Source organism: Sorangium sp. So ce302, from assembly GCF_051530145.1.
Classification (GTDB): Bacteria; Myxococcota_A; Polyangia; order Polyangiales; family Polyangiaceae; genus Sorangium; species Sorangium cellulosum_B.
The window spans coordinates 3,460,525-3,472,361 of the sequence record NZ_CP150326.1 but is presented as its reverse complement, the minus strand read 5'-3'; the positions used below and the strand labels follow the sequence as shown (position 1 = coordinate 3,472,361).

General features: G+C 72.2%; 2 protein-coding genes. Both read left to right on the top strand.

Annotated elements, in window-relative coordinates; translation table 11 throughout:
• Positions 1–105 precede the first annotated feature (105 nt).
• Positions 106–10,443: an amino acid adenylation domain-containing protein gene (locus WME73_RS13380; protein ID WP_437915960.1), complete on the top strand. Its 10,338-nt coding sequence runs from the start codon at positions 106–108 to the stop codon at positions 10,441–10,443.
• 137 nt (positions 10,444–10,580) lie between these two features.
• Positions 10,581–11,819 carry a peptidogalycan biosysnthesis protein gene (locus WME73_RS13375; protein WP_437915959.1) on the top strand — a complete coding sequence of 413 codons (1,239 nt, stop codon included), beginning with the start codon at positions 10,581–10,583 and terminating at the stop codon, positions 11,817–11,819.
• Positions 11,820–11,837 lie beyond the last annotated feature (18 nt).

Below are 11,837 nucleotides of genomic sequence, written 5' to 3'. Positions count from 1 at the left end.
GCGAACCGCGCGCCTCTCGTGGCGCGTCCGTCCGGTGGCGGCGGCGATCAGGAAGCTCGATGTCGCCTGCGTGACCATGCCGTCTGTAACAGAGGTAGCTTGTAGATGACGACGCTCGAACAGCAACCGCGGTACGCCACACTGATCGATCTGCTCGAGGCGCGGAGCGCCGAGACGTGCGGATACAGCTTCCGCGACGACAGCGGGAAGATCGTGGCTCGCATGAGCTACGCCGACCTCGCCCGCCGCGCCCGCCAGGTCGCCTCCGCGCTCCGCCAGGTCGCGGAGCCCGGAGAGCGGGCGATCCTGCTCTACGAGCCTGGGCTCGAGTACATCGTCGCCTTCTTCGGCTGCGTCTATGCGGGGCTCGTCGCCGTGCCGGCGTACCCGCCGGATCCGGCGCGCATCGAGCGGACGCTGCCGCGGCTGAGCGCCATCCTGAAGGACGCGCGGGCCGGGCTGGTGCTCTCCACGGGCGCGATCACGTCGATGGCCGTGCACCTGTTCGAGCGCGCGCCGGAGCTCGGCGCGGCGCGCTGGGTCGCGACCGACGAGCTGCCGGCGGAGGGCCAGGGCGCCTTTCGGCCGCCGGCGCTCGGCCCGGCGTCGCTGGCTTTCCTCCAGTACACGTCGGGATCCACGGGCACCCCGAAGGGGGTGATGCTGAGCCACCGCAACCTGCTGCACAACCTGGAGAGCATCTCACGGTGCTTCGGCGCGCACCGGGGCAGCACAGGGGTGATATGGCTGCCGCCCTACCACGATATGGGGCTCATCGGCGGCATCCTCGAGCCGCTGTATCACGGGTTCAACGTGGCGCTGATGTCCCCGCTGACGTTCCTGCGGCATCCCTTGCGGTGGCTGCAGGCCATCTCGGAGGAAGGAGCCACCATCAGCGGCGGCCCGAACTTCGCCTTCGAGCTGTGCGTTCGCAAGAGCTCGCCCGAGGATCGGCGCTCGCTCGATCTGCGCTCGTGGGAGGTCGCCTTCTGCGGCGCGGAGCCGGTGCGGCCGGAGACCCTCGATCGGTTCGCGGCGGCCTTCGGGCCGTGCGGGTTCAGGAAGGCGGCCTTCTATCCCTGCTACGGGCTCGCGGAGGGGACGCTCATCGTCTCCGGCGGGAAAGCGGGCAGCGGCCCCCTCGTGGGCGCCTCGAGCGCGGCGGCGCTGGAGCAGGGGCGCGCCGAGGAGGCGGCCGCCGGTGAGGCGGGGGCGCGGCTGCTCGTCGGCTGCGGCCGCTCGCTGCCGGACCAGGAGCTCGTCGTCGTGCACCCCGAGGCGCTCACCGCCTGCCCCGCTGGGCACGTGGGCGAGATCTGGCTCCGTGGTCCCAGCGTGGCCCAGGGCTACTGGGGTCGCGCCGATGAGACGAAGGGCACCTTCCGCGCGCGGCTCGCGACCGGCGAGCCGGGCGAGTTCCTCCGCACGGGCGACCTGGGCTTCCTGAGGGACGGAGAGCTCTTCGTCACAGGGCGGCGCAAGGACCTGATCATCCTCCGCGGCCGCAACCACTACCCGCAGGACATCGAGCTCACCGTCGAGCAGAGCCACCCGGCGATCCGGTCGGGGTGCTCGGCGGCGTTCGCGGTGGAGGTCGACGGCGAGGAGCGGCTCGCCGTCGTGCTGGAGATCGACGTCCGGAAGGAGCGAGACCTGCGCGCGCGCCTCTCGGCCTGCGAGGCGGCGATCGGGGCGATCCGGGAGCGGCTGGCCATGGAGCACGACCTGCAGCCGCATGCGGTGGCGCTCCTCCCGCCGGGCAGCATTCCCAAGACCTCCAGCGGCAAGATCCAGCGACACGCGTGCCGCGCGGCGTTCCTCGGTGGAGAGCTCCAGACCGAGCTGCTCTGGCGCGCCGACGAGGTGAGGAGCGGCGCGCGCCTGGACGCGGACGCGGGTGCGGCCGCGGCGCCCGCGATCCAGCCGGCGCCGCCGCGCGCGGCGCCCCGGAGCGACGCGGCGACCGTGGAGGAGCTGCGCTCGTGGCTCTGCGGTTACCTCGCGAGGGCGCTCGGCGGGCCCGCGGGCGGGCTCGATCCGGAGGCGCCGATCACCCGCTACGGCCTGGATTCGCTGCGCGCTGTCGAGCTGTCCTCGAGCCTCGAGCAGGAGCTCGGCGCGCCGGTGCCGCTCGAGGTGCTCCTGCGGGGTCCGAGCCCGGACGCGCTCGCGCGGCACGTGGCCGCGCAGCGCGCGGCGGCGGCGCGGCCGGCGGGAGGGCTGACGCCCGCGCTGACGGCCCGGAGAGCGCCGGGCCCGCTGCCGCTCGCGCCCGTGCAGCAGCGCCTGTGGTTCCTGGCGCAGCTCGATCCCGACAACCCCGTCTACAACCTCCCTGTCGCCGTGGATCTCTCCGGCGAGCTCGACGTGGCGGCGCTGCAGCGCGCGCTCGACGCGATCGCGCGCCGCCACGAGCCGCTGCGCGCGAGCATCGAGGAGCGAGACGGGAAGCCGGTCCAGGTGATCGCGGCGGAGGGGGCGCTGCCGCTCGAGATCGTGGACCTGACGGGCCTGCCGCTGTCCGCCCGGGAGGTCGAGGCGCAGCGGCGGTCGCGCGAGGAGGCGCGGCGCCCGTTCCAGCTCGCGCGCGGCCCGCTCGCGCGCGCCACGCTCCTGCGCATCGAGCCGCGGCGGCACGTGCTCCTCGTCGTGGCCCACCACCTCGTGGCGGACGGCTGGTCCTTCGGGGTCCTCGCCCGGGAGCTGTCGGCGCTTTACGGGGCCTTCTCGCGAGGGCTTCCGCCCGGGCTCGCGGATCTGCCGCTGGGGTACGCCGACTACGTCCTCTGGAAGCACGAGCGCCTCGACGGCGGCGTCGCCGCGGATCAGCTCACGCGCTGGGGCGCGAGGCTGGCCGGCGCGCCAGAGCTGCTCGAGCTGCCGACGGACCGCCCTCGACCCGCGGCGCAGACCTACCGGGGCGCGAGGTTGCCGGTGCGCTTCCCCCGCGCTCTCCGCGAGGCCCTGGAGGCGATCTGCCGGCAGGAGGGCGTCACCCCGTACATGGCGCTGCTCGCCGGCTTCGCGCTCTTGCTGGGGCGCTGCTCGGGCCAGGACGACGTGTGCGTCGGCTCCGCCGTCGCCGGCCGCCCGCCGGAGCTGAGCGGGCTGTTCGGCATGTTCACGAACACCGTCGTCCTGCGGGTCGATCTGTCCCGCGCCCGGACCTTCCGGGAGCTGCTCTCGCAGGTGCGCGACGTCGCGGTCGAGGCCTACGCGGACCAGGACGTGCCCTTCGAGCGGGTCGTCGAGCACCTGCGGCCGGCGCGCAGCCAGAGCTTCTCGCCGCTGTTCCAGGCGATGTTGATCTTGCTCCCGGACCGGGAGGTCGATCTCCCGGCGCTGCCGGGGCTCGAGGCGCGCCCGGCCGAGATCGATCCGGGCACCTCGATGGTGGACCTCACCCTCTCCCTGAGGAGCGGCGAGGACGGGTTCGAGGGGTACTTCGAGTACAGCGCCGATCTCTTCGACGGCGCGTCGATCGCCCGGATGGCCTCGCGCCTCGGCGCGCTGCTGCTGTCGGCGGCGTCGAGCCCCGATCGCCGCCTGTCCGAGGCCACCGTGATGGACGAGGACGAGCTGCGGCTCGTCACGTCGGGCTGGAACGCGACGCGCGCGGCGTGGACCGACGCGTGCATTCATGAGCAATTCAGCGCCCAGGTCCGCCGGACACCGGACGCGACCGCGTGCGTCTTCGAGGGCGAAGAGATCACGTACCGCGAGCTCGACGCGCGGGCGGGCGCGCTCGCGGGCGAGCTGCGATCGCTCGGCGTCGGGCCCGAGGTGATCGTGGGCCTCTGCGCGGAGCGGTCGATCGACATGCTCGTGGGGCTGCTCGGCGTCCTGAAGGCGGGCGGCGCGTACCTGCCGCTCGATCCCTCGTACCCCTCGGACCGCATCGGCTACATGCTCGACGACGCCGGCGCGCCGGTGGTCGTGACCGAAGAGCACCTCACGACGCGGCTCGCGGGCTCGAAGGCGCGCGCGGTGATGCTCGGCAGGGGCCAGGGCCGGCCGGAGGCGGGCGCGCCGCCCGCGGCCGGCGCACGCCCGGGCAACGCCGCGTACGTCATCTACACGTCGGGCTCGACGGGGAAGCCCAAGGGCGTCGTCGTGCCCCACCGGAGCGTCGCGAACTTCTTCAGCGCGATGGATCGAGCGCTCGGGCCAGTCGCTCCCGTCGCTCCGGGGGCGCGCTGGCTCGCGGTCACGAGCATCTCCTTCGATATCTCCGTGCTGGAGCTCCTGTGGACGCTCACACGCGGCCTGACGGTGGTCCTCCAGGGCGAGCAGCGGCACCGGGCGCCGCGGCGGCAGGTGAAGGGCCGCCCCGGCGCGCGCCGGCCGCTCGGCTTCAGCCTCTTCTACTTCGCCGATGACGCCGACCAGGGCGGCGGCGACCGGTATCGGCTCCTCTGGGAAGGAGCCAAGTTCGCGGACCGCCACGGCTTCATGGCCGTGTGGACGCCCGAGCGCCACTTCCACGCGTTCGGCGGTCTGTACCCCAATCCATCGGTCGTCGGCGCGGCGATAGCGGCCATGACGGAGCGGGTCGCGATCCGCGCCGGCAGCGTCGTCCTCCCGCTGCACCACCCGGTCAGGATCGCGGAGGAGTGGGCGCTCCTCGACAACATCTCGCGCGGCCGCGTCGGCGTCTCCTTCGCGTCAGGCTGGCACGCGCGCGACTTCGTCCTGGCCCCGGAGCGGTACGCGGACCGGAAGCGGATCATGCTGGAAGGCATCGACGCTGTCCGCAGGCTCTGGCGCGGCGAGCGGCTGACGTTCCCGGACGGCGCGGGGACACCGACGGAGATCCAGATCCGGCCGCAGCCGGTGCAGCGCGAGCTGCCCGTCTGGCTGACGGCGGCGGGCAACCCGGAGACCTTCGAGGCCGCGGGCCGGGGCGGGATGAACATCCTCACGCACCTGCTCGGCCAGAGCATCGATGATCTCGCGGAGCGGATCGCGATCTACCGCGAGGCGCGCCGCCGCGCGGGGCACGAGGGCGAGGGGCACGTCACGCTCATGCTCCACACCTTCGTCGAGCGGGACGCCGATCTGGTGCGCGCCCGGATCAGCGCGCCGTTCCGCAGCTACCTGCGCAGCTCGGCCGATCTGATGAGGGGGCTCGGCCGCAGCCTGGGCATCGATCTGGACAGCGCTGTCCGCGAGGAGGACCTCGACATGCTCGTCTCCCACGCCTTCGAGAGGTACGTCGAGACGAGCGGCCTGTTCGGGACGCCGAGCGACTGCCTGGAGCGGGTCGCCCAGCTCAAGGAGATCGGGGTCGACGAGATCGGCTGCCTCATCGACTTCGGCGTCGAACCCGACGCCGTGCTCGCGAGCCTGCCGTACCTCGACGAGCTGAAGCGCCTGAGCGAGCGAGAGGACCGGCGGAGCCTGGAGGACACCTCGGCGCCGCGGCAGATCGAGCGTTATCAGGTGGATTACCTCCAGTGCACGCCGTCGCTGCTGCGCGGCATGATGCTGGAGCCCTCGGCGGCAGCTGCCCTGTCCAGCCTGCGCGCGCTGCTCCTCGGCGGTGAGCCGCTGCCTTTCGATCTCGTCGAGGAGATCCGCAAGACGTTCCCTGGCGCGCTGCTCAACATGTACGGCCCCACGGAGACGACGATCTGGTCCTCCACGCACCTCGTCGAGCGGGCGGCCGGGACGGGGTGGGCGTCCATCGGGCGGCCCATCGACAACACAGCGCTTTACGTCTGCGATCGCCACCTCCAGCTGGTGCCTGTCGGCGTGCAGGGGGAGCTGTACATCGGCGGCGAGGGCGTCACGCGAGGTTACCTGTCACGCCCGGCGCTGACCGCGGAGCGGTTCCTGCCAGATCCTTTCTCCGGCGACGCGGGGGCGCGCATGTACCGGACGGGGGACCGGGTGCGATGGCTGCCGGACGGCACCGTCGAGTTCCTCGGCCGCACGGACCACCAGGTCAAGCTGCGGGGCTTCCGCATCGAGCTCGGCGAGATCGAGGCGATGCTCGCGCAGCACGAGGCGGTCGCGCTCGCGGTGGTCTCGGTCCGCGAGGACACCCCTGGGGACCGGCGGCTCGTGGCCTACGTCGTACCCGCGCCGGAGCGGTCCGTGGACGAGGCGGAGATCAAGCGCTTCGTGCGCGATCGGCTGCCGGACTACATGGTCCCGTCGGTCGTCGTGGCGCTGAGCTCGCTCCCGCTCACGGCGAACGGCAAGATCGATCGCAAGGCGCTCCCGCGGCCCTCGGGGGAGCACGCGATGGCCAGCTCGACCTTCGTCGCGCCGCGCACCGAGGTCGAGGGCCGCGTCGCGCAGATCTGGGCCGAGGCGCTCGGCGTACCCGGGGTGGGCGTCGAGGACGACTTCTTCGCGCTCGGCGGGCACTCGCTCCTCGCGACCCAGGTGGTGGCCCGGCTGAGGAGCGCCTTCGGCGTCGATCTGCCGCTCGGGCTCATCTTCCAGTCGCCCACCGTGGCGGCGATCGCCCGGCACATCGAGGCGAGCGCCGGCGCCGCCGAGCTCCTGCCGCTCCGGCGCGTCGAGCGAGCGGGGCCGCTGCCCCTCTCGCTCGCGCAGGAGCGCATGTGGTTCCTGCACCAGCTGAGCCCCGAGAGCGTCGCGCAGAACGTGGCGTGGAGCGTGCGGTTCTCGTCGGCCATCGACCCGGCCGCCCTCGAGCGGAGCGTGACGGAGCTGTCGAGGAGGCACGAGATCCTGCGAACGAGCTTCCCGAGCGTCGACGGGCGGCCGATCCAGCGCATCGCCCCGCCGGCGAAGGTCCCGGTGCCGGTCACCGATCTGCGGGGCTTGCGGCCGGACGCGCGGATGGACGCGGCCCGCGAGCGGCACCTCCGGCTGGCGCTCGAGCCGTTCGATCTCGACGAGGGGCCGCTCCTGCGCGTCGAGCTGCTGCGCCTCCGCGACGCCGAGGACGTGCTGGTCGTGGCGCTCCACCACATCATCACGGACGGCTGGTCGCTCGGGGTGCTCGCCCGCGAGATCACGGCGCTCTACCAGGCGTTCTCCAGCGGCCGGCCCTCTCCCCTGCCCGAGCTGCCGATCCAGTACGCCGACTTCGCCGTGAGCCAGCGGCAGTGGCTGAGCGAGGAGTCGCTCGCGGCGCAGCTCTCCTACTGGAAAAAGGCGCTCGCCGGCGTCCCCGCCGTGCTCGAGCTGCCGTCCGACCGCCCGCGGCCGCCGGTGCTGAGCTACCGCGGCGGGCGGCACGCGATCCGCGTCTCCACGGCGATGACCGAGGCGCTCAAGGCGCTCAGCCGGCGCGAGGCGGTGACGCTGTTCATGACGCTCCTTGCGGCCTTCCAGGTGCTGCTCCACCGCTATTCGGGGCAGCAGGACATCGTCGTGGGCTCCCCCGTGGCCGGGCGGAGCAGGCAGGAGCTCGACGGGCTCATCGGCTTCTTCCTCAACACCGTCGCGTTGCGCGTGGACCTCTCCGGCGATCCGAGCTTCCTCGATCTGCTCAAGCGGGTGCACCGGACAGCGCTGGAGGCGTACGCGCATCAAGATCTGCCGTTCGACAAGCTGGTGGAGGAGCTGAACCCGGCGCGGAGCCGCGCCCACGCCCCCCTCTTCCAGGTCATGTTCATCCTGCAGGATCCCACCGGCGCCTCGCGGGCCGAGGCGCTGGAGACCGAGGAGGTCTTCACCGGAACAGCGATGTTCGACCTGACCCTGGCGCTGACGGAGGCGGATCAGCAGCTCGGGGGGCACATCGAGTACAACGCCGATCTCTTCGATCCGCCCACGATCGCCCGGATGGCGGCGCACCTCGAGCAGCTGCTCGAGGGGATCGTGCGCGACCCGACCCGCCCGATCTCGTCGCTGCCGCTCCTGCCCGCCGACGAGCGGCGGACCCTCCTCGACGACTGGACCCGCACCGAGATGCCGTTCCCCGAGGAGGAGTGCTTCACGACGCTCTTCGAGGCCCAGGTGGAGCGGACGCCGGGCGCGATCGCCGCGGTGGGCGAGGGCGGCGCCTCGTTGAGCTACCGGGCCCTCGACGAGCGCGCGGACGCCCTCGCCCGCGCGCTCGTGCGTCACGGCGCGGGGCCGGACGAGGTGATCGCGCTGCTCGCGGAGCGCGGCCTCGACTTCCTCGGCGGGATGCTCGGCGTGTGGAAGGCCGGGAGCGCCTACCTGCCGCTCGATCCGTTCCACCCGCCTCACAGGATCGCTCAGGTGCTGGAGAGCAGCGGCGCGCGGCGCGTGCTCGTCTCAGGGCCGCTCGAGGCCGCGCTGCGGCGCGCCCTAGAGGGGATGGCGGCCGCGCCGCAGGTCATTCACCTCGAGGAGGCGCTCACGCCGGGCGCCGAGATAGCGCGAGCTCCGCTGCCCCACGCTCGCCCGTCGAACCTCGCCTATGTCATCTACACGTCGGGCTCGACGGGAGCTCCCAAGGGGGCGATGGTCGAGCACCGCGGCATGCTCAACCACCTCTTCGCGAAGGTGCAAGATCTCGAGCTCACCGCGGAGGACTGCGTCGCGGAGACCGCCTCTCAGTGCTTCGACATCTCGGTCTGGCAGTTCCTCGTCGCGCTCCTCCTCGGTGGTCGCGTTCACATCCTGGGAGAGGAGGTCGTCCGGGATCCCGCCCGGCTGCTCGCCGCGATCGAGGAGCATGGCATCTCGATCGTGGAGCTGGTCCCTTCCATGCTTCGCGCGGTGCTGGCGGAGGCGCGGTCGATGGAGCGCGCGCCGCTGCTGGCGGGGCTCCGATGGATGGTGGCCACCGGAGAGGCGCTGCCGCCGGAGCTGTGCGCGCAGTGGATCGACGCCTATCCCGGGGTCCCGCTCCTCAACGCGTACGGTCCCACCGAGTGCTCCGACGACGTGACGCATCACCGCGTGCGGGAGGTGCCCACCGCGGCGCACGTCCCCATCGGGCGCTCGGTCGCGAACATGCGCCTCTACCTCCTCGATCGGCGGGGTCAGCCCGCGCCGATCGGGGTTCCTGGCGAGCTGTTCGTTGGCGGTGTCGGCGTGGGGCGCGGCTACCTGCGGGATCCCCGGCGTACGGCCGACGTGTTCCTGCCCGATCCGTTCTCCCCCCTGCCCGGGGCCCGCATGTACAAGACCGGCGACCTCGCGCGGTACCTGCCGAGCGGTGAGCTCCAGTTCCTCGGCCGGCTGGACCACCAGGTCAAGGTGAGGGGTTTCAGGATCGAGCTTGCCGAGATCGAGTCGGCGCTCAAGCGGCATCCCGGCGTGGCCGAGGCGGTCGTCGTGGCCAGGGAGGACCGGCCAGGGGACAAGCAGCTCGTGGCGTACGTGGTGCCGGCCGCGGGCTCGCCGAGCTCCGCCGCCCTGCTGAAGGAGCACGCAAGGGAGCTCCTGCCCGAGTACATGGTGCCCGCGTTCGTCATGCTGCTCGACGCGCTGCCGCTCAACGCGAACGGCAAGGTCGATCGCAAGGCGCTCCCGCCGCCCGATCGGAGCGGCGCGGCGGAGAGCTTCGTCGCGCCGAGGGACGCGCTGGAGCGAGATCTCGCGGCGATCTGGGCCGCGGTGCTGGGCGCGGAGCGCGTGGGCGTCCGGGACGACTTCTTCGATCTCGGCGGCCACTCGCTCCTGGCCGTGCGGCTCATGGCGGAGATCCAGGCGCGCATCGGCCAGCGGCTGCCGCTCGCGGCGCTGTTCCAGGGGGGGACGGTGGAGCGCCTCGCCGCGCTCCTCCGCGATGAGCGGCGCCTCGATCCGAGCTCGCCGCTCGTGACGATCACGCCCGGCGCCGAGCGGCGGCCGTTCTTCTGCGTCCACCCCGTGGGGGGTAACGTCCTGTGCTACCGCGAGCTCGCGCGGCAGCTCGGCGCGGAGCAGCCGTTCTACGGGCTGCAGTCCCCGGGGCTGGACGGGGCCCAGGCGGCGCCGGCCAGCGTGGAGGAGATGGCGGCGCTCTACGTGAGCGCGGTGCGGTCGGTGCAGCCGTCGGGGCCTTACCTGCTCGGCGGCTGGTCGATGGGAGGCGTCGTCGCGTTCGAGATGGCGCGGCAGCTCGAGCGCAGCGAGCAGCGCGTGGAGGTGCTCGCGCTCATCGACGCGCAGGTCGAGGGCGTCCGGCCCGGGGCGCCGCCTGCGGACACGGATCACCTCCTTCACGCCCTGTTCGACCACGATCTGGCCCGGATCGCCGGCGGCAGCCCGCCCCCCGAGGAGGCGCTGCCGGCGCTGCGCCGTGTCTTCATGAGCAACATGAAGGCGCTCTATGGTTATGAGCCCGGACCGTACGGCGGGACTATCACGGTCTTCCAGGCCATCGACGGGCGGGCTTCGTCGCCTGATGCGGTGAAAACCTGGCGGCGGCTGGCGCCCTCGGGCGTCGAGGTCGAGCGCGTGCGGGGCGACCACTATTCGATCCTGCAGGCGCCCGGCGTCGAGCCTGTCGCCCGGAAGCTCCGCGCGCTCATCGAGCGGGCCCGGCGCGAGGCGCCCTGAGCGGGCCGGCGCCGGGCATGGACCGGCCCCATGCCGGCCCCGCGCGGGGCCGGCGCGCCTCTTCGCGGCGCTCGGGTGCAACGAAAGGAACGCCATCGGTGAGATTGACGACGACCATCTGCACATCCCTCGACTCCGTGGACGACGCGGAGCTCGACAACGTCACGGCGGACGCCGACGTGTTCCTCGATCGCCGTTGGCTGCGGATGCTCGACGCGCTGGATCTGGCGCCGCTCGTCCGGGGGGAGCTGTCCCTGCGTTATGTGCTGGTGCGCGAGGGGACCCGCCTCATCGCCGTTTGCCCGTTCCTCGTCACGCGCAGTCGCTCGATCTACTATCATTATTCGCTGGAGAAGTTCTTCTTCGTCTCCTGGCAGGACGAGCTCGTCAGGATGAACCCCGAGAGCGCGCGCTGGAGCCAGTGGGTCGTCCGGGCGGTCAACGCCTACCGGGCGTTCGCGCGGGCGGCCCGCTCGGGGATCGATGGGTGGGTGCTCGCCGCGAGCCCGCTCAGCTACCGTGGGGGCATCGCCGTGGCGCCTGTCGATCCGGCGGCGGTGCAGGAGGTGCACAGCGCGGTGCTCGACGCGCTCAAGGAGGAGGCGCGCAGAGAGCGGCTGCCGCTCTGCTTCTATGGCGTCGACGCCGAGCGCGCCGAGCTCAGGAGATCGCTGCGTGGGAGCGGGTTCGAGGAGGTCTTCCTCGTCTATGACAACCGGCTGGACACCGAGTTCAAGGCCTTCGACGACTACCTCGCGCGCTTCCAGAGCAAGGAGCGAAAGTCCTTCCGGCGCGACATGAGGAAGGTCGGCGAGGCCGGTGTCCAATTCACCGTGACACCGAATTTTGGCTCCCTGGGCGGCGATCTCGAGCGCCTCTACGAGACGACGTACTCGAAATACGGAGAGGAGCACTTCCGTCACCCGGAATCGTTCTGGGCTCGGCTCGAGCGCCACCTCGGCCCGAGGGCGGAGGCGATCGTGGCGCGCAACGGCTCCACCGTCGTCGGCTTCGCCTCGATCCTCCACAAGGGGGACGACCTCTGGGTCTACCGCGTGGGCCGCACCGAGGATCAGGGGCTGGACGACTCGCTGCTGTATTTCAGCCTCGTCTTCTACGAGCCGATCAAGCGCGCCGTGGCGCTCGGCGCCAAGCGGATATGGCTCAGCGGCGGGACGTGGAAGACGAAGCGACGCCGCGGCGCGGTGGGTCACCCCCTGTACAGCTACATGTGGTTCCCCTCCTCGTGGTCACGAGCGCTCCTCATGCCTTACCTGTCCCTGTTCTCGCAGATAAGTCATGCCGAGATGACCAAGGTCGTCGCCCCGCCGAGCACCCCGGAGACGGGATCCCCGGAGGCCGCGGGCGACGCGTGAGACACGCGCGGCGTCGCC